Origin of the sequence: Xanthobacter sp. AM11, assembly GCF_047444035.1 — a bacterium.
GTDB lineage: Bacteria > Pseudomonadota > Alphaproteobacteria > Rhizobiales > Xanthobacteraceae > Xanthobacter.
In genome coordinates this window covers 4360883-4385731 of sequence record NZ_JBLAOA010000001.1, presented here as the reverse complement: position 1 = coordinate 4385731, position 24849 = coordinate 4360883, and the positions used below count along the sequence as shown (strand labels likewise).

The window sequence follows — 24849 nt, the reverse complement described above, 5'->3', positions numbered from 1 at the left end:
CCGCGCTGCGCCGCCACGGCGGGCGTTGCGCCGACGCTGCAGCGCATCCGCGCGCAAAGGCCCGCCGCGTCTGTCGCCGGCAGGGGAGGGGGCGGGGCCGTCGCGCACCGGGAAAAACCGTCGCGCCCCCCATTGCCGCGCTGCGCTTGCGCGAGAGGTGGGCTATGGTGGCAACCTGAATGAAACCCTCAAACGACCATCTCAGCACCCTTTACGAGACCACGCCGGTGCTCGTGGCAGCCTATGACGGGTTCGACCGGCTGCGCTACGCCAATGCCGCCTTCCGCGCCGCCTTCTTCCTCGAACCCGGGGAAGCCCCCACCTGGGCCGAGATCATGAGGCGCAACCACGCGGCGCGGCGCGGAACGGTGATCGCCGCCGCCGACTTCGAAACCTGGCTGGTCTCCACCGCCGCGCGCCGGGGCAAGGTGCCCTACCGCGCCTTCGAGACCGACCTGCACGACGGCCGCTGGCTGATGATGACCGAGAGCGTTTCCCCGAACGGCTGGATGCTGTGCATCGCCAGCGACATCACCGCCTTCCGGCCGGACGAGCGCACCGTACGGCAGGCCCGCGACCTCGCCATCCGCGCCGCCCACACCGACGACCTCACCGGCGTGTCCAACCGCCGCTTCGTCACCGCGCGGGTGGACGACATGCTGGCCCCCGCCGGACCGGGCGGCTGCCTGTGCGTGCTGGACCTGGATAATTTCAAATATATCAACGACTGCCACGGCCACCAGGCGGGCGACCTCATCCTGCGGGATTTCGCCACCCGCATCCTGGGCCAGGTGCGCCGCTCCGATTGCTTCGGCCGGGTGGGGGGCGAGGAATTCGTCCTGGTGCTGCCCGCCACCACCATGGCGGAAGCCGGGCTGATCGTGGAGCGCATGCTGGCGCTGGTGCACCTCGCCCGGCCGCTGCCGCAGCGGCCGGACTTCACGTATGCCTTCTCCGCCGGCATTTCCACGGCCCGGCCGGGGGACACCTTCACCGAGCTGTTCGCCCGCGCCGACCGCGCCCTCTATGCCGCCAAGATGGCCGGGCGCAACCGCATCCACCTGGAACCACCGCCACCCCCCGCCGCTGCGGTGGGATGAGGCCCGCGCCGGCCTGCACCCGCCGGGCCGTTGCGCTATGCTCGACCGGACCATGACCGAGATCGTCGAACACATCCGCGCGCTTTACGAGACGACGCCGCTGCTCGTCGCGCTTTATGATCCGGCGGACCGCATGCGCTACGCCAATGCCGCGTGCCGCGCGGCGCAGTTCATCGCCGAGGGCGAGACGCCCACCTGGGAAGAGATGGTTCGCCGCAACCATGCGGCCCGGCGCGGCGTGGTCATCGCCGCCGCCGATTTCGAGGCCTGGCTCACCTCCGCCCGCTCGCGGCGCGGCAAGCTCGCCTTCCGCACCTTCGAGAGCGATTTCTACGATGGGCGCTGGATGCTGGTGACCGAGACGGTGGATGCCGAGGGCTGGATGCTCACCATCGCCGTGGAGGTCACCGGCTTCCGCATCGACGGGCGCGGCAGGCGCGCGACCGCGCCATCTCCGCCTCCTTCACCGACGAGCTGACCGGCGTCTCCAACCGCCGCTTCGTCACCGCGCGGGCCGGGGACATGCTGGCGCCGGGCGGGCCGGGCGGCAGCCTGTGCCTGATGGACCTGGACAATTTCAAATATGTGAACGACCAGTACGGCCACCAGGTGGGCGACTTCCTCCTGCAGGCCTTCTGCACCGGCATCGCCGCCGGCCTGCGCCGGTCCGATTGCTTCGGGCGCGTGGGCGGGGAGGAATTCATTCTGGTGCTGCCGGGCACCGGCGTGGAGGATGCGGCCCGCATCGTCGGCGGCCTGCTGGAGACGGTGCGCCGCGCGCGGCCGCTGCCGCAGGCGCCGGATTTCTCCTACACCTTCTCGGCCGGCATCGCCGCGGGCCGCCCGGGCGAAGCCTTTCCCGACATCTACGGCCGCGCCGACCGGGCCCTCTACGCCGCCAAGCTCGCCGGCCGCAACCGCATCCACCGCGCGGAGGAGCCGCAGGAGGCGGGACAGGAGGGGGCGGGGTAGGAGGGGCGGGGTAGGATTTTTATCCTTGACAACGTAACGCTGCTCCGGTAGCTTTCCTTCATGTTCGAGAGGTGTGCCTGACGGCCCTCTCACCTTGCTTGGCCGCGCCTCTGCCCGGCCTGCGCCCCGCCCACAGGATCACCCCATGCGCAAACCGTCGCCGCCCCGCCGCGCGCCTGCGCAGGCGCGTCTTGCGCGCCAGCTCTATCTGGAGGGGCTGCCCCTCGCGCAGATCGCCGCGCGCACCGGGCTTTCCCCCGGCAGCGTCTATTACTGGATCGACCGCGAGGTGGCCGCCGACGGCACCGTCACCCTCGCCCCCGTGTGCCGGCGGCTCACCCTGGCGCCCGGCGCGCGGGCCGCCGCGCCGGCCCGCGGCCACCTTCTGGCGCGGCTGTGGCGGGCGGCGGAGCGCCAGCTCGACGAGATCGAGGAGCGGCTCGCCCGCGCCATGCCCGCCGCCGGGGAGACTGAGGCCGCAGCGCCCCGTGCCGCCGGCGATGCGGAAAAGGATGCCCGCGCCCTCGCGGTGCTGGCGCGCACCCTGCGCGAGCTTTCCGCGCTGGAGGCGGAGGCGCGCAAGACCCGCAAGGCCGAGGCCGAACATGACACCGTGCGAGACCTCGACGCCTTCCGCCGCGAGCTTGCGCGCCGCCTTGACCGCCTGCGCGCGGACGGGGCTGGCGCCGAGCCTGCTCAGTGACCTGCCGGAGGAAGAGGCCGCCCTTCTCCTCGCCGACTGGGAGCTGTGGGCCCGCCCCGACCAGCTGCCGCCGCCGGCCGCCGCGGGCGGCGCCCCCTGGTCCACCTGGCTGGTGCTGGGCGGGCGCGGCGCCGGCAAGACCCGGGCCGGCGCCGAATGGGTGCGCGGCCTGGCGCTGGGCCGCCCGCCCTTCGCCGATCGCCCGGTGGGCCGCATCGCGCTGGTGGCCGAGACCATGGCCGATGTGCGCGAGGTGATGGTGGAAGGCGTCTCCGGCCTCCTCGCCATCCATCCCGCCGGCGAGCGCCCGCGCTGGGAGCCCACCCGGCGCCGGCTGGAATGGCCCAACGGCGCGGTGGCCCAGGGCTTTTCCGCCGAGGACCCGGAGAGCCTGCGCGGCCCGCAGTTCGCCGCCGCATGGCTGGACGAACTGGCCAAGTGGAAGCGCGCCGAAGCCACCTTCGACATGCTGCAGTTCGGCCTGAGGCTGGGCGAGCGGCCGCGCCAGATGGTCACCACCACGCCGCGCCCCAGCGCCCTGCTGCGCCGGCTGCTGGCCGATCCGCACACGGCGGTGACGCGGGCGAAGACGGCGCAGAACGCCTTTCACCTCGCCCCCGGCTTCCTCGGCCAGGTGCTGGCGCGCTATGGCGGCACCCGCCTCGGCCGGCAGGAACTGGATGGCGAGATCATCGAGGACCGGCCCGACGCGCTGTTCTCCCGCCCCGCCATCGAGGCGCTGCGGGAGGCGGCGGCGCCGCCGCTGGTCCGCATCTGCGTGGCGGTGGACCCGCCGGCCTCCTCCCGCGCCGGGGCCGATGCCTGCGGGCTGGTGGTGGCCGGCCTCGACGCCGCCGGCGTGGTGCATGTGCTGGCGGACGAGAGCGCCGCCGGCCTGCGCCCGGCGCAATGGGCGGCCAGGGCGGTGGCGCTGTTCCGCCGCTTCGAGGCCGACCTCATCGTCGCCGAGGTGAACCAGGGCGGCGAGATGGTGCGCGCGGTGATCGCCGAGGTGGACCCCGCCGTGCCGGTGGGTGAGGTGCGCGCCACCCGCGGCAAATATCTGCGGGCCGAGCCGGTGGCCGCCCTCTACGAGCAGGGGCGGGTGCGCCATGCCGGCGCCTTCCCGCTGCTGGAGGACGAGATGTGCGACTTCGGCACCGACGGCCTCTCCTGCGGCCGCTCGCCGGACCGGCTGGATGCCCTGGTGTGGGCCATCACCGCTCTGGCCCTGGGCCCCAAGCCCGGCGCGCCGCGGGTGCGGGGGCTTTGAAGCCACCGGCCGGGCCTTCGACCGGCGCTCCGCGGGCCCGCGCAAGCGGTGAATCGCCTCGGCGATTCAGTATGGGCTGATCCGTCCTTGGGGCTTCAGCTGCCCCCCGAAAACTCCGCGCCCACGGGAATTTCCACCTGCACGCACAGGCCGGTGACGCTCTGTCCCGGGGCGAAATCGGGCCAGTTCTGGTTGCGCTTCAGGCTGGCGCCGAGGCAGCCGCGCTCGGTGCGGTAATAGCCGATCACCTGCTGCGAGGTCTGGGTGGTGACGAAGGCGGCGCCGGCCGGCCCGCCCGGCGCATAGCCCATGGCGCCGCTGAAGGCGCCCACGGGCTGGACCGTGGTGGTGGTGACGATGAGGACCAGGGCATAGAGCATGACGCCCTCCCGAGCTGTCCCCCAGACCGTATCCGGCCCCCTGCGGCGCCACATTGCGCGACGACGCAGGCAAAGCCGGACCCCCCGGCGCCGCGGATGATACGCCTTTGCCGCCCGCGGCGATACGGCGGAGGGCAGGGGAGGGGCACTTCAAAAAGCTTGAACTCGACTAATAAGTGTGGCCATTCGCATTTTCAGCTGAACCGGCCGGACACGGGGGGGCGAATCCGGAACCATGACGTCGCTTGCCGCTTTGGTCCATGAACTCAAATCGTTCGGTCCGGAATGGATTTTGCTTATCCTGATTGCCGTCGTCCTCACATACCGGGCGGACAAGATTTTGGGAATCTTTCTGACCCACGCGAGGGAAAGCCGACGAATTTCAGCAAAAATTGAAAACGACCGAAAAAAGTTGAATATTGATCTGAGATCGAAGTTGGAGAAAATAGAGGCCCAAAAAGCGAAGGGGCCTGTCGCAAAGGGGCGGGTGCCATGAACCAGACAGCGTTTATCGGACTTCTTGTCGCTATCCTGCTCATTGGGGCTGCGTGGTGGACCCAAAGGAAGACCCGTCGCCTGATGCAGTTTGAGAGCCATGCGGACAAGTTCAATTTGGCGGCAAGGAAATTGCTGCGGTCGAACGATGTTCCGGAGTGGGTGGTAAGGATTCTTGGCTTCCTTAATGGTCGGCTCACAAGCCAGAGATTTGCGTGGGCCATGGTTTGGTGTCTCGCAACTCGCGACTCTAATCCTGCCATTGCCCGTCGGAACAGTGACGATTTCCTTCGGCGTCATCCAGAACTCGCTCGTCTGTTGGGACAGGCGGCGCTTAATGCAATGCTGGCGTTGAGCTATCGTTCTGGCATTGCGGGTTGGGTCATTCGTCACTTCATTTTCGTAGGCCATCGTACGGATGAACCGAGAGCAGAGGAGCTGGCGGAAAGCCTTTCTGCGAGGCTCTGCGCCGACGCTGCCTGATCGCTCACCGAACCTAATGAACACAAAGGCCGCCCCCTCCCGGGTGGCCTTTTTCGTTTTGGAACTCTCACGTTCGCAGCCCGCCGCGCCGCCTTTCGCCGCCGCCCGCCCGAGGCGACCGCCCCCGAACCGGGGTGCGCTTCTGTCCACCGGCCCGGGCTGGCGATGTCCCATCCGCCGGCCGGCGCGGTGCCGGTGCTGATAATGGTGAGCGCGGCCGATCCGTTCCAGCTGGCCGGCGTGGTCTTTGCCGCAAGCGCGGCCCTGGTGGCGCTGGCGAGCCTCTGCCATCGCCGGCCGCCCCGCCACGATGATCCCCGCCGCCCCGGCTGAAGCCGCCCGCGGCCGCCCCCAAGGCCAGAGGGGGCGCAGCCATCCGCAGATGCCCCAAGGCCGCCCCCTCCCGGGCGGCCTGTTTCGTTTCGGAGCCCTTATGCTCGCTTCCCTTCTCGCCTCCTTCCGCCGCCGCCCGCCCGCGGCGAAGGCCAGCCGCACCGGGGCGCTCGTCGCGCTCCTGTCCGCCGGCCGGCCGCGCTGGACCCCGCGCGACTACGCCTCCCTCGCCCGCGAGGGCTACGCCAGGAACGCCATCGCCTATCGCGCGGTGCGGCTCATCGGCGAGGCGGCGTCGGCGGTGCCGCTGCTGCTCATGGCCGGGCGGCAGGAGATGGAGACCCACCCGCTGCTCGATCTCATCCGCCGGCCCAATCCGCGCCTCGCCGGCTCCTCCTTCATGGAAGCTGTGTGCAGCCATCTGCTGGTGGCCGGCAATGCCTATGTGGAGGCGGTGGCGGTGGATGGCCGCCTGCGCGAGCTGCACATTCTGCGCCCGGACCGGGTGCGGGTGGTGCCGGGGCCGGACGGCTGGCCGGAGGCGTTCGACTACACCCTCGGCGCGGACACCGTGCGCATCCCGCAGGACAGCCTGGTGGCGGGCGCCGAGGTGCCGCCCATCCTCCACCTCACCGCCTTCAACCCGGTGGACGACCATTACGGCTTCGCCCCGCTGGAGGCCGCCGCCCAGGCCCTGGACCTGCACAATGCGGCCAGCGCCTGGAACAAGGCCCTCATCGACAACGCCGCCCGCCCTTCCGGCGCCTTGGTCTATGGCGGCAGCGGGGCGCTCACCGACGAGCAGTTCGAGCGGCTGAAGGGCGAGCTGGAAGCCTCGTTCCAGGGCGCGGTGAACGCCGGCCGCCCGCTGCTGCTGGAAGGCGGGCTGGACTGGCGCCCGCTCTCCCTCACCCCCAAGGACATGGACTTCGAGGCGGCGCGCAATTCCGCCGCCCGTGAGATCGCCCTGGCGGTGGGGGTTCCGCCCTTGCTGCTGGGCATTCCCGGCGACAACACCTATGCCAATTATGCCGAGGCCAACCGCGTATTGTGGCGCCAGAGCGTGGTGCCGCTGGTGCGCCGGGTGGCCGATGCCCTCTCCTCCTGGCTCGGCCCCGCCTATGGCGGCGGGCTGGCGCTGGTGCCCGACCTCGACCAGGTGGAGGCGCTTTCGGCCGAGCGCACCGAGCTCTGGGCCCGCATCGGCGCCGCCGACTTCCTCACCGATGCGGAGAAGCGGGCGGCGACGGGGTATGGGGACTGAGGGGTGTAGTATAAACCTAGTTTACATCGGTTTTGACTCGATTAGCAGGTCCAACTTTAGACTCTTTCGTTCGGTCTCGATTCTCAGATCGATGCGTTTCATCAATAACAACTATGCTTGTTACCATTAAAAATGATGCTAAAAAAGTTAGCATCATAAATGAAGTCTCATCTTCTTTTTGTGACGCGCTACCCAATGGGTGGTTCAAATCGTAGGCCATAGTCGCCCACAAAATGCAAGGCGGCAGAAAGATAGTTAACGTGATGATTGAAAAGTAAAAAATTGGTTGATCTTTGATAAACTTGCCAGATTTATTGTATTTCCAATGCGATTTATGTCGTGAACATATAATGTATGATACTGAAAAGCAGAAATAATAAATTAATACAAATGAAATAGATGAAAATATAACAGGATTTTGGATTGGTACAGGCAGAGCTTCAATATTAAATAATCCTGTTACAAACCCAAATATGCTGATTATGCTCGCAATAAAGCCAATAACCGTATTCCAAAATTGAAACGTACCAATCTGGCTCGATGTCATGCCTTGCCCCCAAAGCCCTAGCCCCGATCTGCCAAGCTGACCCTGAGCCAAACTGGACAAAAGAAGAGCATACCTTCGCGCGCTCAGGGCGCGTCAATAGCCGCTCAGCCATTCATAGCTTCGTGGCCTCCGGCGCTCAATCAAAGCCACCGTGCTTTCTCAGATCGCGAGCCTCCCATGGACACCCTCATCCGCACCTTCGCCGAGCGGGGGGACCTGGCGCATCTGGCGCTGCTGCTGTGGGCGCTCGCCGCCTCCGCCGGCCTGTGGCGGGCGCTGGGCGAGATGACCCGCGCCAATGCCCGCATGGATGATTTCGTGCGCGAGCTGGCCCGCTTCAACGCCCGCTTCGAAGACCCCTCCTGATCCGTCATCCCTCCCGGAGATTTCCCATGCGCTCGCCGTTCCACAAGGCGTCGGGGCCGCGCATCCGCGCGCTCACCGGTGCTCCCTCCCGCGCCAAGGCGCCGGCCCCCGCGCCGGGCGCCGTGTTCCGCGAGTTCGTCGCCACCCTGGAGCGGCTGGAGAAGGGCCGCCGCCGCAGGAAGCCCACCCCGGACAAGGGGAGCTGAGGCCATGGCGGACGCCCTGCCCGAGGGCTTCCCCATCGAGGGCTATGCCTGCCTGTTCGGCCTCGCCGATCTCGGCCGCGACCTGGTGCTGCCCGGCGCCTTCGCCGCCAGCCTCGCCCGCCAGGGGCCGGCCGGCCTCCGGCTGCTCTACCAGCACGATCCCGCCGAGCCCATCGGCGTGTGGAGCGAGGCCTTCGAGGATGGCCGCGGCCTTTATGTGCGCGGCCGCCTCTCGCCCCAGGTGGCCCGCGCCCGCGAATGCGCCGCGCTGATCCGCGAGGGGGCGCTGGACGGCCTTTCCATCGGCTTCAAGGCGCTGGAGGCGCGCACCGATCCGCGCACCCGGGTGCGCCGGCTCTCCCGCATCGACCTGTGGGAAGTGTCGGTGGTCACCTTCCCCATGCAGCCGGGGGCGCGCATCGCCCGCGCGCCCGCCTCCCCCGCCGCCCTCATGGCCGCCGCCGCGGCGCGCCTGCGCGCGGCGCTGGACGCCTGATTCCCTCCCCTGTAACCGAGGTAGAACCCATGTCCCGACCCGAGAGCGCCCGCACCCTGCCCGGCGCGCCCGAGACCAAGGTGGCCGGCGCCGACGCCCGCCTCGCCGTGGCCGATTTTCTCAGCGCCTTCGAAAGCTACAAGGCGGTGAACGACGCCCGCCTCGCCGAGGTGGAGCGCCGCAGCGAGGACGTGCTGACCGCCGAGCAGCTCGCCCGCATCGATGCCGCCCTCGATGCCCATCAGGCCCGGCTCGACGACATGGCCACCAAGGCCCGCCGGCCCCATCTGGGCGCCGCCCCCGCCCGCGCCGATGCGCCCGCCATGACCCATTCGGGCGCCTTCGAAACCTATGTGCGCCACGGCGAGGCCGGCGGCCTCAAGGCGCTGGAGGCCAAGGCCCTGTCCGCCGGCAGCGGGGCCGACGGCGGCTATCTGGTGCCCTATGAGGCCGAAAGCGAGATCGGCCGGCGCCTCGCCGCCCTCTCGCCCATCCGTGCCATCTCCACCGTGCGGGTGATCGGCGCCGGCACCTACCGCAAGCCCTTCATGACCTCAGGCCCGGTTTCCGGCTGGGCCGCCGAAACCGCCGCCCGCCCGCAGACCGACAGCCCGGTGCTGGCCGAGCTGGCCTTCCCCGCCATGGAGCTCTACGCCATGCCGGCCGCCACCCAGGCGCTGCTGGACGACGCCCAGGTGAATGTGGAGGAATGGCTCGCCGCCGAGGTGGACACCGCCTTCGCCGAGCAGGAAGGGGTGGCCTTCGTCTCCGGCGACGGCATCGCCCGGCCCAAGGGTTTCCTCAGCTATGCCAAGGCGGCGGAAAGCGCCTGGACGTGGGAGAAGGTGGGCTATGTGGCCTCCGGCGCCGCCGGCGCCTTCCCCGCCGCCGCGCCGGCCGACCCGCTTATGGATCTCGTCTATGCGCTGAAGGCCGGCTACCGCCAGAACGCCAGCTTCGTCATGAACCGCCGGACCCAGAGCGCGGTGCGCAAGCTGAAGGACGAGAACGGAACCTATCTGTGGGCCCCGCCCGCCGCCGTGGGGCAGGCGGCCAGCCTGATGGGCTTCGCCGTGGTGGAAAGCGAGGCCATGCCGGACATGGCGGCCGACGCCTACGCTTTGGCCTTCGGCGACTTCCGCCGCTTCTATCTGGTGGTGGACCGGGCCGGGGTGCGGGTGCTGCGCGATCCCTATTCGGCCAAGCCCTATGTGCTGTTCTACACCACCAAGCGGGTGGGCGGCGGGGTGCAGGACTTCGACGCCGCCAAGCTGATGAAGTTCGCCGCGAACTGAGGGCGCGCGTCCGCCCCCATGTGGGCGGATCGTGCTCTCACTTATGGATAGAGAACGCGTTGTCCGATCAGCTTGCGGTGCAAGCTGATCGGATCAGGCTCTAGTTCGGCAGCACCAGGCAGGCGCCGCCGGCCTTGCGCAGGCGGTCGCACATCTTCATGGCCTCGGCCTTGGTCTTCGCCGGAAGCCGCACGCGATAGAAGGTGCGCGGGCCGCGCCCGCCCACCCGCGTGGCCACGATCACCGGGGTGAGCGCGGCGAACACCGCCTCATGGCGCATCGCCTCCCGGCGGAAGGAGGCGAGCGCGATGTCCTTGGAATAATTGCCGGAAATCTGCACGCCCCAGGGCGCGAACAAGGGGTTCGCCACCGCCGCCTCCCCCGCCGGCGGGGCCGGTGCGCCCTGGCGCAGGGCGGCGACGGTGACGAGGCAGGGCTCCGGCGGGAAAGCCGGGGCGGGCATGCCCTGGCGCTTCAGCGCCGCCCAGTCCTCCGCCGGGCGCCCGGTGATGATGCGCACATAGGCGCGGGTCTCGTTGGGCAGGCCGCCGCCGGCGAGAAAGCCGTTCACCCGGCCCGGCCCCGCATTGTAGGCCGCCGCCGCGAGGCCCAGATTGCCGAACTGGCGTTCAAGGTCCCGCAGCAGCGCCGCGGAGGCGGGAATGGCCGCTTCCGGGTCGAACGGATTGACGAGGCCCCGCATCTTCGCCGTGCCGGGCATGAACTGGGCGATGCCCTGCGCCCCCGCATGGCTCACCACATGGGAGCGAAACGAGCTTTCCCGCCAGATCAGGCGGGTGAGGAAAGAGGCCGGCAGCCCCTCGCGCTGCGCCGCCTGGTCGATGAGGCGGCAGATGGCATGGTCCACGCTCTCGCCCCGCGCCGGGCCGGCGGGCGGGTTTTCCGGCGGCGCCGTCTCCGGCGTCCTCTCCGGCTTCGTCTCCGGCCGGGCTTCCGGCTTCAGCGCCTGTCCCGCCGCCGGCACCGCGCAGGCGAGGGCGGCGAGCACCGCCGCCATGGGCCCGCCGCCGCGCCTGGAGCAAAGCGGGACGGGCGCCATGCCTACCTCCCCAGCGGGCTGCCGAGGGACCGGGCGGTGGCCTCGATCCAGTCGCGGTGGAGCGACACCAGGGTGACGCCGGTGACCCCGCCGCAGCCGCGGCTGCCGCCCGGCCCGGTGGCCCAGCCCACCACGCCGGCCACGCTGCCGTCGTGGAAGGCCGGCCCGCCGGAATCCCCGGTGCAGGCGCCCGCCGCCCCCTGCGGCGCCGAGAGGCGCACCATGATGCCGCCGGTGGTGCCGATGGACGGCAAAGCCACCGAACGCAGCGTGCCCGCGCTCTGCGCCGCGCCGTCGGCCACCATGCCGTAGCCGGCCAGCAGGAATTGCGTGCCCTTCTCCGGCAGCCCGCCGGCGGGGGCGAGGCGCGCCGTGTGGAAGCGCGCGGGCAGGGGCTCGGCCAGCTTCACCAGGGCCAGGTCCGGCGTCGGCCGGCGGGTCTGGAACTGGTCGGCATCGAAGCGCGGATGCAGGGCGATGTGCGCCGCCCGGATGAGCCTGGGCGGGCCCTCGCCCACCACCGCCACCGCATAGTCCGCCCGGGGCGCCACGCAATGGGCGGCGGTGAGCACCAGGTCCGGCGCCAGCACGGTGCCGGTGCAGGAGGCGCCGCGGGTGGACACCAGCAGCACCGTCTGCGCCGCCACCTCCGCCGCCGCCGGCGCGCCGCCCACGATGGCCCGCGCCGGGCCCGGCCCGGCCAGGGCGGCGGCGAGGGCGAGGACGGCGGAGCCCGCGAGGGCGGCGATGCGGGGGCGTGGCTTCATCATCCGCCGTTTCTGCAGCCGGCCGCGGGGGGCGTCAATGGCGTCCGCCCGCAGCGCTCCGCACCCGCCGCCGCACCCGTTCCGTTCCGCCGTCACCCCGCCACCATCCACCGGAGTCCCCCCATGGCCGAACTCCTCGCCGGTCCCGCCGCCGAGCCGCTCACGCGCGCCGAGGCGAAGGCCTTCCTTCGCATCGACCACGCGGCGGACGACGCCCTCATCGACGCTCTCGTCATGGCCGCCCGCCGCCGGGTGGAGGTGGAGACCGGCCGCGCCCTGATGACCCAGAGCTGGCGCTTCCGCCTGGATGCATGGCCCCTGCGCGGCCTCGTTCCCACCCCGCTGTCGCCGGTGCGCGAGATTCTCGGCGCCACCGTGGCGGCGGCCGACGGCAGCGCGGTGGCGCTGCCTGCCGGCGCGCTGGTGCTGCTGGCCGACCGCGCCCCCGCCCTGATCCGCGTGGACCGGGCGCTGGCGCCCGCGCCGGCCTGCCCCCATGGCGGCATCGTCATTTCCATCGCCGCCGGCTACGGCCCCCTCGCCGCCGACGTGCCGGCCGATCTGGTGCAGGCGGTGCGGCTGCTCCTCGCCCATTTCCACGAGCATCGCGACGGGCCGGGGGAGGCCACGCGCCTGCCTGCCGCCGCCATCGCGCTCATGGCCCCCTACCGCGTGGTGCGGCTGTGAGCGGCATCGGCGCCCTGCGCCACCGCCTGACCCACCAGACCTTCGTGGACCTGCCCGACGGCGCCGGCGGCGTGGCGCGCACCTTCCTGGCGGTGGACGTGCTGTGGGGCGCCGTCGAGCCCCTGTCCGCCGATTTCGGCATCGCCGGGGAGCGGGCGCAGGCGAGCCATCTCCTGCGCATCACCGTGCGCGCGCCCCACACCGTGGCGCCGGGCGACCGGCTGCTGCTGGGCGCGCGGGTCTTCCACGTGGAGGCGGTGAGCGATGCCGACGGGCGGGGCCGCCTGTCGCGCATCCGCTGCCGGGAGGAACAGCCATGAGGACACGCCTCGCCATCCGCGGCCTTTCCGGCCTCTCCGCCCGCCTCTCCGCCCGCCACCTTCCGCCGGTCGCGGCGGCGGCGGCGGCGCGCGCGGCCGACACTCTGGCCGGGGAAATCACCGCCGAGACCGGCGCGCCCGCCGTCATCACCGGCGATGCCGCGCGCCCGGTGGTGCGGGTGGCCGATGCGGGCCTGCTCGATCGCTTGCGCGGCAGCTTCGAGCGGCCCGGCGAGCCGGTTCTGGACCGCATCCGCCTCACCGTCTCGCGCCTGTTGGCTGGCCGGCGGAGGCGCCGGTGAGCGCCCCCCTCGACAGCCCCGCGCTGGCCCTGCGCGCCGCCATCCACGCCGCCCTTGCGGCGGATGCGCCTCTGGGCGCGCTGCTGGGTGGTGCGCGCATCTTCGACGTGCCGCCGGCCGATGCGGCCTTTCCCTTCGTCGCCCTGGGCGAGGCGGTGGTGGCCGACTGGTCCACCGCCACCGAGGCCGGCACCGAGCACGCGCTGACGCTGCATGCCTTCTCCCGCTCCGGCGGACGGGCGGAGGCCTTCGCCCTCGCCGCCGCCGTGCAGGAGGCGCTGCACGATGCCCCGCTCGCCTTGGCCGGGCACCGGCTCGCCAATCTGCGGGCCACCACCGCCGAGGTCCGCCGCGAGGCGGACGGGCGCACCTTCCACGCTCTGGTGCGGTTCCGCGCCGTCACCGAGCCCAGCTGATGTTTCGGAGATCCCCATGGCCGCGCAGAAGGGCAAGGACCTGCTTCTGAAGATGCACGACGGCACCGCTCTGGTGACGGTGGCGGGGCTGCGATCGCGCACCCTCGCCTTCAACGCCCAGAGCGTGGACGTGACCCACGCCGACAGCGCCGGCCGCTGGCGCGAACTGCTGGACGGGGCGGGGGTGAAGCGCGCCTCGGTTTCCGGCTCCGGCGTGTTCAAGGATGCCGCCTCCGACGCCCTGGTGCGCCAGGCCTTCTTTTCCGGCGCGCTCAGCCCGTGCCAGGTGGTGATCCCGGATTTCGGCACCGTGAGCGGCCCGTTCCAGGTGACCGCCCTGGAGATCGGCGCCGAGCACGACCGGGAAGTGACCTTCGACCTGACCCTGGAGAGCGCCGGGGAGCTCACCTTCGACGCCCTGTGAGGGCGCGCCGCCCCCCTGAACGGAGACTGCTGATGCCCAATCCCCGCCGCGGCGAGGTCGAGGCCGTCCTGGACGGCCGGCCGCGCACCCTCGTGCTCACCCTCGGCGCCCTCGCCGAGCTGGAGGCGGCCTTCGGCGCCGACGACCTGATGGCGCTGGCCGAGCGCTTCGCCCGCGGCCGCCTTTCGGCCCGGGATGCGGCGCGCATCATCGCCGCCGGCCTCAACGGCGCCGGCGAGAGCGTGACCCTGGACGAGGTGGAGCGCATGCGCGCCGAGGGCGGGGCGGCCGGCTTCGCACACATGGTGGCGAACCTGCTGTCCGCCACTTTCGGTGCCGAGGCCTCGCCGACCGGAACACCGGGGCCGGAGGCGCCGCCCGCGTCCCCCACCGTGCCGCAGCGGGCGTGAGGCCCCCGGCGCCGCGCCCCTTCCCCTGGGACGAGGCCATGGGCGCCGGCTTCGGCCTGCTGCGGCTTGCCCCCGATGCCTTCTGGCGCATGACGCCGCGCGAGCTTGCCGCCGCCGTCCGCGCCCTGCTGCCGGTGCCGCGAGACGCCCTCTCCCGCACCGATCTCGATGCGCTCATGCGGCGCTTTCCCGATCCCTCCCGCTGAGGACAGGCCCGTGACCGAGACCGTGGATATCGCCATCGAGGTGGACACGCGCAGCGCCAAGGCGGCGCTGGGGGAGGTGGAGGTTTCCGCCCGCGGCTTCGCCTCAGCCTTGGCCTCCGCCTTCACCGGGCTGGCGGTGCAGGGCAAGGACCTGGGCAGTGTGCTGGAGCAACTGGCCGCGCGCCTCGCCAACCTCGCCCTCACCGCCGCCCTGAAGCCGCTGGAGAGCGGCCTCACCTCGCTCCTCTCCGGCGGCGCCGGCGCGCTGGGCTTCGCCGATGGCGGGGTGGTGGGGCAGGGGCGGGTGATGCCGTTCGCCCGCGGCGGCGTGGTGGCCGCGCCCACCTATTTCCCGCTGGGCGGCGCCAGCCTCGGCCTCATGGGCGAGAAGGGGGCCGAGGCCATCCTGCCGCTGGCGCGCGGGGCCGATGGCCGGCTCGGCGTGCGCAGCGCCGATGGCGGCGGGCGGGCGGGGGTGACGGTGAACATCGCGACGCCCGACCTCTCCGGCTTCCGCCGCTCCGATGCCTATGTCTCCGGCCTGGTGGCGCGGGCGGTGGCGCGCGGACAGCGCAGCAGCTGAGGCCGCGCGCCGGCGGAAGAGGGCAGGAGAACCGGCTTCTGATCCGTAAGGTGGTGGACGATTCACCGCTCCTTTGGAGCCGCAGCGCCGCTGCGTTCGAGCGGCTCGCGCTTCAGCGCGGGGTCTTCCACGGATCGACGGGCTGCGGCTCCGCCGTGCTGCCGAGGCTGGTGGCGCCGGAATTGCCCTGGCCCGGCGCACTGGTGAGAGCGCCGCCAGCAAAGCCGTCCACCCGCACGCCGGAGCGCATGCGCACGCAGGAATCCGACCCCGGCGCCTTCTGGAAGCCGGGGCCATATTGGGCGCACGAGGTATCGCCCTTCGCCCCGGCAGCGGCGGATTGCGCCGCGGCCGGCGCCGCCAGCAGGCAGGCGGCCAGAAGCCCGGCCGCGAGGCATCCGGCCGGGCGCGGGCGGGCAGGGCAAAGGCGGCGTGCCGCTTTCCGGGTGTGCAGCAGGGGGGCGGTGGAGGGGCTGGCTTCGGTCATGGCGCAGGTTCCGGGAGGCAGTGCGGGCGGCCGGCCGTGCGTGCGCCGTTCCGCCCGGCGCGGACCATAGCCTGCCGGGGTGGCCGAGAGAAATCCCCGCCGCACCATTGCCGTCAGGGACGGTGCCGGACGCTGGGGCAGGAACGCCGCGCAAGCGCATGCCGCGGATGGGCCGGCCGCAGGCGCGGGTCTCCGGGACACAGGTCTCCGGGACACAGGTCTCGCGGGCGCATATCTCCGGCGCGCAGTTCACCCGGTGCAGATCAGCGGGGCCAGGCACCCTTCCCGCCGCGTGTGTGACGCGGGCGGGAAACAGAGCGCAATCCGCCCGGGCGCAGACGGCGCGGGCGCCTTGTGAAGGAGCGGCCGGGCGCGGGGATGCGTCGCGGTGCCGTTGTCACGCCCGCCCATGGGCGAGCTGAATGCGCTCCGATGGCGATGCTCCGGGGCCAAGCCCCGCGCTCCGCCATCGGGGAGCGAAGATCACTTCTTCGCGGCAGCCTTGGGAGCCGGAGCCTTGGGAGCCGGCGCCTTCTTGGCGGCAGGCTTGGCAGCGGCCTTCGGCGCAGCCGGCTTGGCGGCGGCAGGCTTGGCGGCGGCGGGCTTTGCCGCGGGCTTGGCTTCGGCGGGCTTGGCTTCAGCCTTGGGAGCCGCAGCCTTGGCGGCGGGCGCCTTCGCAGCCACCTTCTTGGCGGCGGGCTTGGCTTCCGCGGGCTTCACTTCGGCCGGCTTGGCCTCGGCCTTCGCAGCGGTTTTCGCGGCGGGCTTGGCCGCGGCCTTGGCCGGAGCCTTCACGGCCGGCGTCTCGGCAGCAGCCTTCGGAGCCGCAGCCTTCGGTGCAGCGGCCTTGGGAGCGGCAGCCTTCGGTGCGGCAGCCTTGGGCGCAGCGGCCTTGGCGGCGGCAGCCTTGGGAGCGGCGGTCTTGGCGGCCTCGGCCTTGGGTGCAGCCGCCTTCGGAGCTGCAGCCTTCGGGGCAGCAGCCTTCGGGGCAGCAGCCTTGGGAGCGGCAGTCTTCGGGGCAGCAGTTTTGGGGGCAGAGGTCTTCGCAGCCGCAGCCTTCGCCGGAGCGGCCTTGGCCGCAGCCTTGGGGGCAGGGGCCTTCTTTTCGACAGGCGTCTCGGCGGCGGCGGCCGGCTTCTTCGCGGGCTTGGGGGCCATGCTTTCGCTCCATGCTTAACGGGGCGGACAAAAGTCAAGGCGCCACGTTCAACTATGTCAAGGCCGATTCTACTGTTTTGCCTGAAGAATTGGGGAAGAGGGGCACCATATGGCCACCTTTCATGAGATTTTGTTCCCCATCGCGGTCGCGCTGGGCGCTTCGGGCGGTCCAGAGCGCATCACGGAGGTGGTCACGACCGCTTCCGGCCGCGAGGAACGCAACACCCGGCTGGCTGATTCGCGGCGGCGCTGGGACGCCGGATACGGGGTGAAGACCCTGGCCGCGCTGGCCGAGATCGTCGCCTTCTTCGAGGAGCGGCGCGGGCGTCTCTACGGCTTCCGCTGGCGCGACCGGCTGGACCATTCTTCCGCCCCTCCGGGCGCGGAAATCTCCCCCCTCGACCAGCCCCTCGGCACCGGCGATGCGGTGCGCGCCGACTTCTGCCTGGCGAAGACCTACGGCGCCCTCCACGCCCCCTATGTGCGGCCCATCTCCAAGCCGGTTTCGGGCTGCGTGCGGGTTGCGGTGAATGGGGTGGAACAGATTGAAAACACGCACTTTACCGTCGATGCCACGCAGGGCCTGGTGCGCTTTGCCGACACCGCCGTGCCGCCCCACTCCGCGCACGTCACGGCCGGCTTCCTCTTCGATGTGCCGGTGCGGTTCGACACGGATTTCCTGGAGGTGAACCTCTCCGCCTTCGCCGCCGGCGACATCCCCCGCATTCCCGTCATCGAGATCCGCCCGTGAGGCTGCCATGCGAACCCTTGACCCCGCCCTCGCCGCGCATCTGCAGGCCGGCGTCACCACCCTGTGCCACGGCTGGCGCCTCACGCGGCGCGACGGCCGCGTGCTCGGCTTCACCGACCATGATCGCGACCTGGTGGTGGACGGGCTGGCGCTGAAGGCCGCATCGGGCATCGCCGGCTCGGAGAGCGTCACCGAGGCCGGCCTGGCGGTCACCGGCGCGGAGCTGTCCGGCGCCCTGAGCCATGTGGCGCTGGACGACGCCGACCTCTCCGCCGGCCGCTACGACGGTGCAATCATCGACCTGCTGCTGGTGAACTGGCAGGACCCCGCCCGGTTCGTCCTGCTGCGGCGGGGCATCCTGGGCGAGGTGCGCTGCGCCGACGGCGCCTTCACCGCCGAGATCCGCGCCCTCGCCGACGGCCTCAACCAGACCCGCGGCCGGCGCCTTTCCGCAAGGTGCGATGCCGACCTCGGGGATGCGCGCTGCGGCGTGGATCTCGCCGCCCCCGCTTATGCCGCCGAAGCCACGGTAAGCACCGTGGAAGGGGCGCTGCGCCTGCGCGTTTCCGGGCTTTCCGGCTTCGCGCAGGGGGCGTTCGCGCGCGGCCGGCTGCGCTTCGCCTCGGGCGCCAATGCGGGCTTCGCCACCGAGGTGAAGGCCCATCTTTTGGATGCGGAAGGCACGGTGCTGCGGCTGTGGCAGCGCCCGCCCTTCGCGGTGGCGCCGGGCGACGTGCTGGCGCTGACGGCAGGCTGCGACAAGCGCTTTGCCACCTGCCGCGACCGCTTCGCCAACGCGCTGAATTTCCGCGGCTTTCCGCACATGCCGGGGAATGATTTCCTGCTCGCCGTCGCCATTCCCGGCGAGGGCGGATACGACGGGAGCCTGCTGGAATGAGCGCCCCCCTCACCCGCGCCGCCATCCTCGCCGAGGCGCGCTCCTGGATCGGCACGCCCTACCTTCACCGCGCCTCTCTGAAGGGCCATGGCGCCGATTGCCTGGGCCTGGTGCGGGGCGTGTGGCGCGCCCTCGTCGGCCCCGAGCCGGAGCCCCTGCCGCCCTATGCGCCGGACTGGGCGGAAGCCGGCCGGCGCGAGACCCTGGCCGACACCGCCCGGCGCTGCCTGGTGGCCGTGCCGCTGGCCGAGGCGCGCCCCGGCGATGTGCTGCTGTTCCGCTTCCGCGCCCACCTGCCGGCCAAGCACGCCGCCTTCCTCGCCGAGGCCGGGCGGATGATCCACGCCTATGACGGCGCGAGCGTGTGCGAGAGCCACCTCTCCCCCTGGTGGCAGCGCCGCTGCGCCTTCGCCTTCGCCTTTCCCGGCGTGGGCTGACGGCGGCGGACCCGCCTGCGCCTTCCCTGCCGCGCGCCCCGCCGCGGCCCTGCCACGTGCCCTGCCCTGAAAGGACTTCTCCCATGGCGACCCTGCTTCTCGGCGCGGCCGGCAGCTTCATTGGCGGCGCCCTGTTCGGCCCGGCCGGGGCCATGGCGGGACGGGCGCTGGGCACCCTCGGCGGCGCGGCGCTGGACCAGGCGCTGCTGGGCGGCGGCCGCACGCGCCGCACCGAGGGTCCGCGCCTTACCGATCTCGACGTCACCGCCTCCACCGAAGGCGCCGCCCTGCCCAGGCTCTACGGCCGCGCGCGCCTCGCCGGGCAGGTCATCTGGGCCACCCGGCTCAAGGAAGTGCGGAAGGAGGAAACCCAGTCCCTCGGCGGCAAGGGCGGCAGCCTTTCCAGCTCCACCACCACCTACACCTATTACGGCAATTTCGCCGTCGCCGTGTGCGCGGGGAAGGTCTCGCGCTTCGGCCGCATCTGGGCCGACGGCAAGCTCCTGGACACCCGCCGCCTCAACCTCACCTTCCACCCCGGCGGCGAGGATGCCGGGCCGGATTCCTGGATCGAGGCGAAGCAGGGCGCCACCGGCACGCCGGCCTATCGCGGCATCGCCTATCTGGTGTTCCGCAACCTGGAACTGACCGACTACGGCAACCGCCTGCCCCAGATCACCGTGGAGGTGGAACGCGCCGTGGGCGCGCTGGAGCAGCAGGTGAAGGCCGTAACCCTCATCCCCGGCGCCACCGAGTTCGGCTACGACACGCGCAACATCCGGCAGGTGTATGGCGAGGCCAGCTACGGGCCGGAGAACCGCCACGTCACCAGCTTCACCAGCGATTTCGAGGCCTCCCTCGACCAGCTCCTGGGGGCCTGCCCCCGGCTCGAACGGGTGTCGCTGGTGGTGTCGTGGTTCGGTGACGACCTGCGCGCCGGCACCTGCGCCGTGCGGCCGAAATGCGAGCGGTTCGACAAGGCGACATCGCCGGCGCAATGGGCCGTGGGCGGCGAGACCCGCTTCTCCGCCCCCGCCGTATCGCAGTATGACGGCCGCGCCGCCTATGGCGGCACGCCGTCCGACGACAGCGTGGTGAAGGCCATTGCGCGGCTCCGCGACGCCGGCCTGAAGGTGACCCTCAATCCCTTCCTGATGATGGACATTCCCGCCGGCAACGCGCGCCCCGACCCGTGGACCGGCGCCCCCGCCCAGCCGGCCCATCCCTGGCGCGGGCGCCTGGTGTGCGATCCGGCCCCGGGCCGGGAGGCCAGCGCGGACGGCACCGCCGCCTGCGCGGCGCAGGTGGCCGCCCTGTTCGGCACCGCCCGGCCCGACGACTTCTCCCGCCTCGGCGGCCTCGTGCTCTATCGCGGCCCGGATGAATGGAGCCTGCGGCGCATGGTGCTGCACTATGCCCATCTCGCCGTGGCCGCGGGGGGCGTGGAGGCCATTCTCGTCGGCTCCGAGCTGGTGGCGCTCACCCGCCTCACCGACGCCACCGGTGCCTTCCCTGCCGCCGCCGCGCTGGCGCAGCTGGCCGCCGACGTGAAGGCGGTGGTGGGGGCGGACACCCTGGTGTCCTACGCCGCCGATTGGACCGAATATGGCGCGCAGGCGATGGCCAATGGCGACGTGCGGTTTCCCCTGGATGCGGTGTGGAGCGCCCCCGCGGTGGATTTCATCGGCATCGACTGGTACCCGCCGCTGGCCGACTGGCGGGATGGCTCGGACCATCTCGATGCGGCGCTGGCGCAGAGCATCCATGAGCGCGCCTATCTGCGGGCCAACCTGCGGGCCGGCGAGGCGTTCGACTGGTATTATGCCGACGATGCGGCCCGCGCCGCCCAGCACCGCACCCCGATCACCGACGGGGCCTTCGGCGAGCCCTGGATCTACCGGCAGAAGGACCTGTGGTCGTTCTGGGCCAATGCCCACCACGAGCGCAGCGGCGGGGCGCGCAGCCCCGTGCCCACCGCTTACGTGCCCGGGGCCAAGCCCATCCGCCTGATGGAGACCGGCTGCCCCGCCGTGGACAAGGGCGCCAACCGGCCCAGCGCCTTCCCCGATGCGAAATCCGCCGCCGGCGCCCTGCCGCCCTTCTCCTCCGGCCAGCGGGACGACCTGATCCAGCGCCGCATGCTGGAGGCGGTGCTGGGCGCCTTCGATCCCGCCGCGGGCGCGAGCGATGCCGACAACCCGCCCGCCAGCCTCTATGCGGGGCGCATGGTGGAGCCGGGCTGCGTGTTCGCCTGGACCTGGGATGCGCGGCCCTATCCGCAATTTCCCGTGGCCGACGCGGTGTGGGCCGACGGCGCCAATTGGGCCACCGGCCACTGGCTCACCGGCCGCCTCGGCGGCGCGCCCCTCGACGCTTTGGTGGCGACTCTGTGCGCCGATTTCGGCGTGGACGACGTGGCCAGCGACACCCTCACCGGCGCGGTGGAAGGCTATGTGGTGGAGCAGCCCATGTCCGCCCGCGCGGCGCTGGAGCCCCTTGCCCGCGCCTTCGCCTTCGAGGCGGGGGAGGCGGACGGCCGGCTGGTGTTCCGCCCGCGCGGCACCGGCCCCGTCACCGACATCGGCGCCGACGAGCTGGTGCGCGGCGACGACGCGCCGCTCGTCGCCCTCACCCGGGCGCAGGAAAGCGAGCTGCCGCTGGAGGTCAGCGTGGGCTTCGTGGATGGGCTGAAGGAGTATCGCCGCGCCACGGTCTCCTCGCGCCGGCTCGCCGGGGCCAGCCTGCATGCGGCCCATGCCGACCTTGCCGTGGTGGCCTCCGCCGCAGTGATGGCCCGGGCCGCCGACGTGTGGCTTCAGGACCTGTGGGCGGGGTGCGAGAGCGTGTCCCTCACCCTGCCGCCGTCGCGCCTTGCCCTGGTGCCGGGCGACCTTGTGCGCCTCACCCTCGACGGGCGCCAGCGGCTCTTGGAGATCACCCGCATGGAGGCGGCGGAGGCGCTCGCCGTCACCGCACGGTCGGTGGAGCCGGAGATCTTCGATGCCGCCGCCCCCGATCTGCCCGAGGGCACCGTGGCGCTGCCCGGCGCCTCCGGCCCGCCGGCGGTGATGGTGCTGGATCTGCCGGCCCTCGGCGACGGCGAGCCGGTGCCGCTGCAGCACCTCGCCGCGGCCGCCACGCCCTGGCCCGGCACGCTGGCGGCATGGCGTTCCGCCGACGGGGCGAGCTTCGAGACGGTGGCGCTGGTGCACGCGCCGGCCACCTTCGCCACCTTGCTGACCGCGCTGGAGCCGGGACCCCTGTGGCGCTTCGACCGCTTCAACCAGATGGTGGTGGCGGTGCAGTCCTCCCTGCTGGTGTCGGCCAGCGCGGCGGCGGTGCTGGACGGCGCCAATGCCTGCGTGCTCATGGCCGAGGGGCGGGCGCCGGAGATCGTGCAATTCACCGAGGCCGAGCTTGTGGATGCCGCCACCTACCGGCTGGGCGGCCTGCTGCGCGGCCAGTTCGGCACCGAGGCCGCGGGGGCGGCGGCATGGCCGGCGGGAACCCGGCTGGTGCGCCTCGACGGCACCCTCGTGCCGCTGGCCAGCGGCCTTTCGGCCCTGGGGCGGGCCTGGATCTACCGCATCGGCTCGGCCCGCGACGATTACGGTGCGGAGGATGTCACCGAAGTGTCGGCCACGGTGGGCGGCCGGGCGCTGGCGCCGCTGGCGCCGGTGCATGTGCGGGCACGGCGCACGGCGGAGGGGGTGGCGCTCTCCTTCATCCGCCGCACCCGGGTGAGCGGCGACGGCTGGGACGCCAACGAGGTGCCCCTGGGCGAGGCGAGCGAGGCCTACCGGGTGGAGATCCTTTCCGGCGGCAGCGTGGTGCGCAGCCTTGAGACCGCCCAGCCGCTGGCGCTTTACGGGGCGGCGGACGAACTGGCCGACTTCGGCGCGCCCCAGGCGGTGCTCACGGTGCGGATCGCCCAGCTTTCCGCCAGCGTCGGCGCCGGTGCCGCGGTGACCGCGCAAGTCCGGCCGTGATCGGTGCGGCGTTTTCGGGCGCCGCCGGGATTTGCACCGCGTTGTGCCGGCCCGTCATGCAGCTTGTGCAGGTGGCGCCGCAGCAGTAAGCGGGGAGCCTCACGGGGGGCAGGGCGGTGGCGGTGAGTGTCCTTTGGCGCGGCGTGCCCGCGCTTCTGCTGCGGTTTCCCGTTCCCCTCCTCATCATGGCGGCCGCCCTTGCCGCCTTCTTCCTTGATCCCGCCGGCATGCCGGCATGGCTGCGGACGTCGGCGCCGGCACTGCCGGGCGCCCGCGCCATGCTCCGCTGGGATGCCATCTTGTCGCCCGCCGCCACCTGCTTTCTTGCCGCAACCGCCGCTGTCCTCTTCGCCGAAGGGCAGGGCTGGCGCGGCTGGGCGCGGCACGCGCTGGCGGTGGTGGCGGGCGGCCTTGCCGGGCTCGTCCTCGCCTTTCCGCAGGTGACGCAGCCGTCCGCCCCTTTGCTGACCGTTGCCGCCTTCTGCGCCGTGCTGCTGGCGCCGTTCGGGCTGGGGCGGGGGGATGCGGCGGGCTTCTGGTGGCACGCCGCGCGGGTCACCGGCGGGGCGGGCACGGCGCTCCTGGGCGCGGTGCTGCTCAGCATCGGCGCGATGCTGGTGGAAGGCGCCGTGCGGGTGCTGTTCCTGCGCGGCACCCTGGGCCTCATCCCGCCCCTTTCCGGCGACTATGCGGTGCCGGTGGCCTTCGCTCTGGTGGCGCCGCTCCTGTGGCTTTCGCGCCTGCCGCTGCCGGGGGAGGCCGCTCCGGCCGCTTTGGCGCCGGTGCGCGCGCCGCTGACGGTGGCGCGGTTCGTGGCGGTGCCGCTGCTGCTGGTCTATGGCGCGCTGCTGGTGGCCTATGCGGCGCGCATCGCCTGGCTCGGCGTGGTTCCTGCCGGGCAGATCGGGCGCTATGTGCCGGCGTTCGGGGTGGCGGGCACCCTCGTCTTCATGATGCTGCAAGGCGAGCGCGGCCAGGGCCGGCGGCTCGGCGATCTGTTCTGCGCCGTGTGGTTCCCGCTCCTGGTGGTGCCGCTGGCGCTGCTGGGGGCGGCCCTGTGGCTGCGCATCGAGCCGTTCGGCTTCACGGTGCAGCGGGGCCACCTGCTGCTGGTCGCCGCCTGGCTGGTCCTGATCACGCTTCTGTTCGCGCCCCGGCTGGGGCGCGGCGACTTGCGGCTCATTCCCGGCGTGCTGCTGGTGCTGAGCCTCGCCTCTGCCGCCGGCCCCTTCGGCCTTCCCGCCCTCGCCAACCGCGACCAGGCGCAGCGCCTGGTGGATCTGCTGGCGGCGCAGGGGCTGGTGAAGGCCGGGCGGCTGGTGCCCGATGCCCCCGGCAAGCTGGACATGAAGCAGACGGCGCAGGCCCAGTCCATCGTGCGCTATCTCGGCCGCAGCCACGGCCTTGGCACCCTGGCGCCGTTGTTCGCCGGGCGCGAGGACGACCCCTTCGCCAAGGGCCGCACCCCGGCGCAGGCGGATATCGAAATGCGCATTTCCGGCTTCCCGCGGGATGCCGGCCGCGCCGTGGCGGCGCCCGATCCCGTGCTCACACTATCGGTGAAGTCGGGCCCGGCGCTCATCGCCGCCGCCGGGGCGGTGCGCGTGCTGGGGCCGTTCCAGATTGGCTTCGGCCGCCGGCAGAGCGTGACCACCGTGGATGGCATCACCACCGCCGTGGCGGACAATGTGGTGGAGGTGGACGCCGCCGACGGCCGCCGCGCCCGCCTGGACCTTGCCGCCGCCATCCAGGCGCAGGAAAAGGCCGCCGTGGGCCGTCCGCCACGCCTCGATGCCCCGGTGCGGATCGTCGCGCCGTTCGGCGCGGAGCAGGTCACCGTAGTGCTGCAGGGAACGACCCTGAGCGTCAGCCGCGCCGCCACGACGGTGCGCGGCGGCAGCTATTTCCTGGTGCTCGGCCCGGCCTCCTGACGCCGCGCGCGATTGCGCCGCGCCCTCCTGCGGGCCGGGGCGGAGGGGTGCGCCGGGCTTGCCCGCTCATGGACGCGATGCGGACCACCCCGGTCCGTCGGCCCCGCTTC

At 72.1% G+C, this 24849-nt stretch carries 30 protein-coding genes and 1 pseudogene; 25 read left to right on the top strand and 6 right to left on the bottom strand.

What is annotated here, in order from left to right; genetic code table 11:
- Nucleotides 1-179 precede the first annotated feature (179 nt).
- The 4 genes and pseudogenes from ACI7BZ_RS20155 (at nucleotide 180) to ACI7BZ_RS20140 (ending at nucleotide 4048) form a co-directional block, all read left to right on the top strand.
- Complete coding sequence (locus ACI7BZ_RS20155; RefSeq protein WP_414118913.1) at nucleotides 180-1100, top strand: GGDEF domain-containing protein; 921 nt, start codon at nucleotides 180-182, stop codon at nucleotides 1098-1100.
- Nucleotides 1101-1152: 52 nt separating this feature from the next.
- Nucleotides 1153-2072, top strand: a pseudogene (locus ACI7BZ_RS20150) (GGDEF domain-containing protein).
- A 145-nt stretch (nucleotides 2073-2217) separates the two neighbouring features.
- Nucleotides 2218-2775, top strand: coding sequence for a terminase gpP N-terminus-related DNA-binding protein (locus ACI7BZ_RS20145; RefSeq protein ID WP_414118912.1), 558 nt, complete (start codon nucleotides 2218-2220; stop codon nucleotides 2773-2775).
- Entirely contained in the window at nucleotides 2678-4048 is a 1371-nt protein-coding gene (locus ACI7BZ_RS20140) for a DNA-packaging protein (RefSeq protein ID WP_414118911.1), read from the top strand. The genes ACI7BZ_RS20145 and ACI7BZ_RS20140 overlap by 98 nt, the downstream gene beginning before the upstream one ends.
- Nucleotides 4049-4143: 95 nt before the next feature.
- Here ACI7BZ_RS20140 and ACI7BZ_RS20135 read toward each other — a convergent pair whose 3' ends face one another.
- Nucleotides 4144-4428, bottom strand: a complete 285-nt coding sequence (locus ACI7BZ_RS20135) for a hypothetical protein (RefSeq protein ID WP_414118910.1) — start codon at nucleotides 4426-4428, stop codon at nucleotides 4144-4146.
- Between the two features lie 235 nt (nucleotides 4429-4663).
- On the opposite strand from ACI7BZ_RS20135, the gene ACI7BZ_RS20130 reads away from it, so the two are divergent.
- The 4 genes from ACI7BZ_RS20130 to ACI7BZ_RS20115 all read left to right on the top strand — a co-directional run bounded on the left by ACI7BZ_RS20130 (nucleotide 4664) and on the right by ACI7BZ_RS20115 (nucleotide 7003).
- Complete coding sequence (locus ACI7BZ_RS20130) at nucleotides 4664-4924, top strand: hypothetical protein (RefSeq protein WP_414118909.1); 261 nt, start codon at nucleotides 4664-4666, stop codon at nucleotides 4922-4924.
- Nucleotides 4921-5406 carry a hypothetical protein gene (locus ACI7BZ_RS20125; RefSeq protein ID WP_414118908.1) on the top strand — a complete coding sequence of 162 codons (486 nt, stop codon included), beginning with the start codon at nucleotides 4921-4923 and terminating at the stop codon, nucleotides 5404-5406. The genes ACI7BZ_RS20130 and ACI7BZ_RS20125 overlap by 4 nt, the downstream gene beginning before the upstream one ends.
- Nucleotides 5407-5571: 165 nt before the next feature.
- On the top strand, nucleotides 5572-5739 hold the full coding sequence (locus tag ACI7BZ_RS20120; RefSeq protein ID WP_414118907.1) for a hypothetical protein: 168 nt from the start codon (nucleotides 5572-5574) through the stop codon (nucleotides 5737-5739).
- A gap of 100 nt (nucleotides 5740-5839) precedes the next feature.
- Nucleotides 5840-7003 (top strand): phage portal protein, encoded by a 1164-nt coding sequence (locus ACI7BZ_RS20115; RefSeq protein WP_414118906.1) that lies wholly within the window; start codon nucleotides 5840-5842, stop codon nucleotides 7001-7003.
- 16 nt (nucleotides 7004-7019) lie between these two features.
- Here ACI7BZ_RS20115 and ACI7BZ_RS20110 read toward each other — a convergent pair whose 3' ends face one another.
- Nucleotides 7020-7550 carry a hypothetical protein gene (locus ACI7BZ_RS20110; protein ID WP_414118905.1) on the bottom strand — a complete coding sequence of 177 codons (531 nt, stop codon included), beginning with the start codon at nucleotides 7548-7550 and terminating at the stop codon, nucleotides 7020-7022.
- Nucleotides 7551-7727: 177 nt separating this feature from the next.
- On the opposite strand from ACI7BZ_RS20110, the gene ACI7BZ_RS20105 reads away from it, so the two are divergent.
- The 4 genes from ACI7BZ_RS20105 to ACI7BZ_RS20090 are packed head-to-tail and all read left to right on the top strand — an operon-like array spanning nucleotide 7728 to nucleotide 9913.
- Complete coding sequence (locus tag ACI7BZ_RS20105; RefSeq protein WP_414118904.1) at nucleotides 7728-7916, top strand: hypothetical protein; 189 nt, start codon at nucleotides 7728-7730, stop codon at nucleotides 7914-7916.
- Between the two features lie 26 nt (nucleotides 7917-7942).
- Nucleotides 7943-8122, top strand: coding sequence for a hypothetical protein (locus ACI7BZ_RS20100; RefSeq protein WP_414118903.1), 180 nt, complete (start codon nucleotides 7943-7945; stop codon nucleotides 8120-8122).
- Nucleotides 8123-8126: 4 nt separating this feature from the next.
- Nucleotides 8127-8618, top strand: a complete 492-nt coding sequence (locus ACI7BZ_RS20095; protein WP_414118902.1) for an HK97 family phage prohead protease — start codon at nucleotides 8127-8129, stop codon at nucleotides 8616-8618.
- Between the two features lie 29 nt (nucleotides 8619-8647).
- Nucleotides 8648-9913, top strand: coding sequence for a phage major capsid protein (locus tag ACI7BZ_RS20090; RefSeq protein WP_414118901.1), 1266 nt, complete (start codon nucleotides 8648-8650; stop codon nucleotides 9911-9913).
- Nucleotides 9914-10013: 100 nt separating this feature from the next.
- Here ACI7BZ_RS20090 and ACI7BZ_RS20085 read toward each other — a convergent pair whose 3' ends face one another.
- Complete coding sequence (locus tag ACI7BZ_RS20085; RefSeq protein WP_414118900.1) at nucleotides 10014-10973, bottom strand: transglycosylase SLT domain-containing protein; 960 nt, start codon at nucleotides 10971-10973, stop codon at nucleotides 10014-10016.
- A 2-nt stretch (nucleotides 10974-10975) separates the two neighbouring features.
- On the bottom strand, nucleotides 10976-11743 hold the full coding sequence (locus ACI7BZ_RS20080) for a S1 family peptidase (protein WP_414118899.1): 768 nt from the start codon (nucleotides 11741-11743) through the stop codon (nucleotides 10976-10978).
- A 120-nt stretch (nucleotides 11744-11863) separates the two neighbouring features.
- Here ACI7BZ_RS20080 and ACI7BZ_RS20075 point away from each other — a divergent pair, with 120 nt between their 5' ends.
- Genes ACI7BZ_RS20075 through ACI7BZ_RS20040 form a run of 8 tightly spaced genes read left to right on the top strand, consistent with a single transcriptional unit; the run spans nucleotide 11864 to nucleotide 15088 of the window.
- Nucleotides 11864-12427, top strand: coding sequence for a head-tail connector protein (locus ACI7BZ_RS20075; protein WP_414118898.1), 564 nt, complete (start codon nucleotides 11864-11866; stop codon nucleotides 12425-12427).
- Nucleotides 12424-12747 (top strand): head-tail adaptor protein, encoded by a 324-nt coding sequence (locus tag ACI7BZ_RS20070; protein ID WP_414118897.1) that lies wholly within the window; start codon nucleotides 12424-12426, stop codon nucleotides 12745-12747. The genes ACI7BZ_RS20075 and ACI7BZ_RS20070 overlap by 4 nt, the downstream gene beginning before the upstream one ends.
- The gene (locus tag ACI7BZ_RS20065; protein WP_414118896.1) at nucleotides 12744-13049 is read left to right on the top strand and encodes a hypothetical protein; all 306 of its coding nucleotides are present in this window, start codon (nucleotides 12744-12746) and stop codon (nucleotides 13047-13049) included. The genes ACI7BZ_RS20070 and ACI7BZ_RS20065 overlap by 4 nt, the downstream gene beginning before the upstream one ends.
- Nucleotides 13046-13465 (top strand): DUF3168 domain-containing protein, encoded by a 420-nt coding sequence (locus ACI7BZ_RS20060; protein ID WP_414118895.1) that lies wholly within the window; start codon nucleotides 13046-13048, stop codon nucleotides 13463-13465. Before ACI7BZ_RS20065 ends, ACI7BZ_RS20060 begins: the two co-directional genes overlap by 4 nt.
- Nucleotides 13466-13481: 16 nt before the next feature.
- Nucleotides 13482-13889: a phage major tail protein, TP901-1 family gene (locus ACI7BZ_RS20055; RefSeq protein WP_414118894.1), complete on the top strand. Its 408-nt coding sequence runs from the start codon at nucleotides 13482-13484 to the stop codon at nucleotides 13887-13889.
- A 32-nt stretch (nucleotides 13890-13921) separates the two neighbouring features.
- Complete coding sequence (locus ACI7BZ_RS20050; protein WP_414118893.1) at nucleotides 13922-14299, top strand: gene transfer agent family protein; 378 nt, start codon at nucleotides 13922-13924, stop codon at nucleotides 14297-14299.
- A gap of 38 nt (nucleotides 14300-14337) precedes the next feature.
- Nucleotides 14338-14505 carry a rcc01693 family protein gene (locus tag ACI7BZ_RS20045; RefSeq protein ID WP_414119222.1) on the top strand — a complete coding sequence of 56 codons (168 nt, stop codon included), beginning with the start codon at nucleotides 14338-14340 and terminating at the stop codon, nucleotides 14503-14505.
- A gap of 10 nt (nucleotides 14506-14515) precedes the next feature.
- On the top strand, nucleotides 14516-15088 hold the full coding sequence (locus ACI7BZ_RS20040; RefSeq protein ID WP_414118892.1) for a phage tail tape measure protein: 573 nt from the start codon (nucleotides 14516-14518) through the stop codon (nucleotides 15086-15088).
- Between the two features lie 112 nt (nucleotides 15089-15200).
- Here the strand turns inward: ACI7BZ_RS20040 and ACI7BZ_RS20035 are convergent, their stop codons facing one another.
- Nucleotides 15201-15575 carry a hypothetical protein gene (locus tag ACI7BZ_RS20035; RefSeq protein WP_414118891.1) on the bottom strand — a complete coding sequence of 125 codons (375 nt, stop codon included), beginning with the start codon at nucleotides 15573-15575 and terminating at the stop codon, nucleotides 15201-15203.
- Nucleotides 15576-16058: 483 nt separating this feature from the next.
- Nucleotides 16059-16733 (bottom strand): hypothetical protein, encoded by a 675-nt coding sequence (locus ACI7BZ_RS20030; RefSeq protein WP_414118890.1) that lies wholly within the window; start codon nucleotides 16731-16733, stop codon nucleotides 16059-16061.
- Between the two features lie 109 nt (nucleotides 16734-16842).
- Between ACI7BZ_RS20030 and ACI7BZ_RS20025 the strand changes: the two genes are divergently transcribed.
- The 5 genes from ACI7BZ_RS20025 to ACI7BZ_RS20005 all read left to right on the top strand — a co-directional run bounded on the left by ACI7BZ_RS20025 (nucleotide 16843) and on the right by ACI7BZ_RS20005 (nucleotide 24739).
- The gene (locus tag ACI7BZ_RS20025) at nucleotides 16843-17484 is read left to right on the top strand and encodes a phage distal tail protein, Rcc01695 family (RefSeq protein WP_414118889.1); all 642 of its coding nucleotides are present in this window, start codon (nucleotides 16843-16845) and stop codon (nucleotides 17482-17484) included.
- Between the two features lie 7 nt (nucleotides 17485-17491).
- Entirely contained in the window at nucleotides 17492-18382 is an 891-nt protein-coding gene (locus tag ACI7BZ_RS20020) for a phage/gene transfer agent baseplate hub protein (protein WP_414118888.1), read from the top strand.
- Nucleotides 18379-18819: an NlpC/P60 family protein gene (locus ACI7BZ_RS20015; protein ID WP_414118887.1), complete on the top strand. Its 441-nt coding sequence runs from the start codon at nucleotides 18379-18381 to the stop codon at nucleotides 18817-18819. Before ACI7BZ_RS20020 ends, ACI7BZ_RS20015 begins: the two co-directional genes overlap by 4 nt.
- Before the next feature lie 83 nt (nucleotides 18820-18902).
- Complete coding sequence (locus tag ACI7BZ_RS20010; RefSeq protein WP_414118886.1) at nucleotides 18903-22808, top strand: baseplate multidomain protein megatron; 3906 nt, start codon at nucleotides 18903-18905, stop codon at nucleotides 22806-22808.
- Between the two features lie 122 nt (nucleotides 22809-22930).
- Nucleotides 22931-24739 (top strand): DUF4153 domain-containing protein, encoded by a 1809-nt coding sequence (locus tag ACI7BZ_RS20005; RefSeq protein ID WP_414118885.1) that lies wholly within the window; start codon nucleotides 22931-22933, stop codon nucleotides 24737-24739.
- Nucleotides 24740-24849 lie beyond the last annotated feature (110 nt).

Excerpts from the sequence above, each read along its gene's own strand:
- ACI7BZ_RS20155 (WP_414118913.1), top strand. The coding sequence starts at position 180 with ATGAAACCCTCAAACGACCATCTCAGCACCCTTTACGAGACCACGCCG.
- ACI7BZ_RS20145 (WP_414118912.1), top strand. The coding sequence starts at position 2,218 with ATGCGCAAACCGTCGCCGCCCCGCCGCGCGCCTGCGCAGGCGCGTCTT.
- ACI7BZ_RS20140 (WP_414118911.1), top strand. The coding sequence starts at position 2,678 with ATGACACCGTGCGAGACCTCGACGCCTTCCGCCGCGAGCTTGCGCGCC.
- ACI7BZ_RS20135 (WP_414118910.1), bottom strand. The coding sequence starts at position 4,428 with ATGCTCTATGCCCTGGTCCTCATCGTCACCACCACCACGGTCCAGCCC.
- ACI7BZ_RS20130 (WP_414118909.1), top strand. The coding sequence starts at position 4,664 with ATGACGTCGCTTGCCGCTTTGGTCCATGAACTCAAATCGTTCGGTCCG.
- ACI7BZ_RS20125 (WP_414118908.1), top strand. The coding sequence starts at position 4,921 with ATGAACCAGACAGCGTTTATCGGACTTCTTGTCGCTATCCTGCTCATT.
- ACI7BZ_RS20120 (WP_414118907.1), top strand. The coding sequence starts at position 5,572 with ATGTCCCATCCGCCGGCCGGCGCGGTGCCGGTGCTGATAATGGTGAGC.
- ACI7BZ_RS20115 (WP_414118906.1), top strand. The coding sequence starts at position 5,840 with ATGCTCGCTTCCCTTCTCGCCTCCTTCCGCCGCCGCCCGCCCGCGGCG.
- ACI7BZ_RS20110 (WP_414118905.1), bottom strand. The coding sequence starts at position 7,550 with ATGACATCGAGCCAGATTGGTACGTTTCAATTTTGGAATACGGTTATT.
- ACI7BZ_RS20105 (WP_414118904.1), top strand. The coding sequence starts at position 7,728 with ATGGACACCCTCATCCGCACCTTCGCCGAGCGGGGGGACCTGGCGCAT.
- ACI7BZ_RS20100 (WP_414118903.1), top strand. The coding sequence starts at position 7,943 with ATGCGCTCGCCGTTCCACAAGGCGTCGGGGCCGCGCATCCGCGCGCTC.
- ACI7BZ_RS20095 (WP_414118902.1), top strand. The coding sequence starts at position 8,127 with ATGGCGGACGCCCTGCCCGAGGGCTTCCCCATCGAGGGCTATGCCTGC.
- ACI7BZ_RS20090 (WP_414118901.1), top strand. The coding sequence starts at position 8,648 with ATGTCCCGACCCGAGAGCGCCCGCACCCTGCCCGGCGCGCCCGAGACC.
- ACI7BZ_RS20085 (WP_414118900.1), bottom strand. The coding sequence starts at position 10,973 with ATGGCGCCCGTCCCGCTTTGCTCCAGGCGCGGCGGCGGGCCCATGGCG.
- ACI7BZ_RS20080 (WP_414118899.1), bottom strand. The coding sequence starts at position 11,743 with ATGATGAAGCCACGCCCCCGCATCGCCGCCCTCGCGGGCTCCGCCGTC.
- ACI7BZ_RS20075 (WP_414118898.1), top strand. The coding sequence starts at position 11,864 with ATGGCCGAACTCCTCGCCGGTCCCGCCGCCGAGCCGCTCACGCGCGCC.
- ACI7BZ_RS20065 (WP_414118896.1), top strand. The coding sequence starts at position 12,744 with ATGAGGACACGCCTCGCCATCCGCGGCCTTTCCGGCCTCTCCGCCCGC.
- ACI7BZ_RS20055 (WP_414118894.1), top strand. The coding sequence starts at position 13,482 with ATGGCCGCGCAGAAGGGCAAGGACCTGCTTCTGAAGATGCACGACGGC.
- ACI7BZ_RS20050 (WP_414118893.1), top strand. The coding sequence starts at position 13,922 with ATGCCCAATCCCCGCCGCGGCGAGGTCGAGGCCGTCCTGGACGGCCGG.
- ACI7BZ_RS20045 (WP_414119222.1), top strand. The coding sequence starts at position 14,338 with ATGGGCGCCGGCTTCGGCCTGCTGCGGCTTGCCCCCGATGCCTTCTGG.
- ACI7BZ_RS20035 (WP_414118891.1), bottom strand. The coding sequence starts at position 15,575 with ATGACCGAAGCCAGCCCCTCCACCGCCCCCCTGCTGCACACCCGGAAA.
- ACI7BZ_RS20030 (WP_414118890.1), bottom strand. The coding sequence starts at position 16,733 with ATGGCCCCCAAGCCCGCGAAGAAGCCGGCCGCCGCCGCCGAGACGCCT.
- ACI7BZ_RS20025 (WP_414118889.1), top strand. The coding sequence starts at position 16,843 with ATGGCCACCTTTCATGAGATTTTGTTCCCCATCGCGGTCGCGCTGGGC.
- ACI7BZ_RS20020 (WP_414118888.1), top strand. The coding sequence starts at position 17,492 with ATGCGAACCCTTGACCCCGCCCTCGCCGCGCATCTGCAGGCCGGCGTC.
- ACI7BZ_RS20015 (WP_414118887.1), top strand. The coding sequence starts at position 18,379 with ATGAGCGCCCCCCTCACCCGCGCCGCCATCCTCGCCGAGGCGCGCTCC.
- ACI7BZ_RS20010 (WP_414118886.1), top strand. The coding sequence starts at position 18,903 with ATGGCGACCCTGCTTCTCGGCGCGGCCGGCAGCTTCATTGGCGGCGCC.